Origin of the sequence: Methylobacterium nigriterrae (assembly GCF_037106235.1) — a bacterium.
Lineage (GTDB): Bacteria > Pseudomonadota > Alphaproteobacteria > Rhizobiales > Beijerinckiaceae > Methylobacterium > Methylobacterium nigriterrae.
Map to the genome: position 1 here is coordinate 1 of NZ_JBAWTG010000424.1, position 933 is coordinate 933.

General features: G+C 71.4%; 1 protein-coding gene. It reads left to right on the top strand.

The genetic code is table 11. From position 1 onward, the window contains the following. The coding region (locus WDW90_RS37540; RefSeq protein ID WP_336492793.1) for a molybdopterin-dependent oxidoreductase at nt 1–930 on the top strand (930 nt) is incomplete at its 5' end. Nucleotides 931–933: the final 3 nt, after the last annotated feature.

A 933-nucleotide genomic window follows, 5' to 3' on the forward strand; every position in this document is an offset into this window, starting at 1 on the left:
TCCATCGACCCCGAGACGTTCCGCCTGGAGGTGAAGGGCCATGTCGGGACGCCGGTCTCGCTGTCGCTCGCCGAGCTCAGGGCGATGCCGGGCACGGAGATCGTCGCCGTCAACCAGTGCTCCGGCAATTCCCGCGGCTTCTTCGAGCCGCGCATGGCCGGCGGCCAGCTCGCCAACGGCGCCATGGGCAACGCCCGCTGGACGGGCGTGCCGCTGAGAGCCGTGCTCGACAAGGCCGGCGTGAAGGCGGGCGCCGTCGAGGTCTCCTTCGAGGGTCTCGACGGGCCGGTGATCCCCGAGACGCCGGACTTCACCAAGGCGCTCGCGATCGACCACGCCCGCGACGGCGAGGTGATGCTGGCCTGGGCCATGAACGGCGAGGACCTGCCCTGGCTCAACGGCTATCCCCTGCGCCTCGTGGTGCCGGGCTTCTACGGCACCTACTGGGTCAAGCACCTGAACAGCATCACCGTGCTCGACAAGCCGTACGAGGGCTTCTGGATGAAGTCGGCCTACCGCATCCCCGACAACGCCTGCGCCTGCACCGAGCCCGGCCAGGCGCCCAAGGCCACGGTGCCGATCAACCGCTTCAACGTGCGCTCCTTCCTGACGAACCTCGCCGACGGGGCCCGGGTGAAGGCCGGCCCGACCCCGTTGCGCGGCATCGCCTTCGACGGCGGCTCGGGCATCAGGACGGTGGCGGTCTCGCTCGACGACGGCAGGACCTGGGCGGAGGCCGCGCTCGGCCAGGATCTCGGGCGCTACTCGTTCCGGCCCTGGACGCTGCAGGCCGATCTGGCGGCGGGCCCGCACGCCATCCGGGTCCGGGCAGCGGGCAATGACGGGGCGACCCAGCCGATGGAGCCGCTCTGGAACCCGGCCGGCTACATGCGCAACGTGGTCGAGACCACGCGCGTGCAGGCGGCGTGAGGG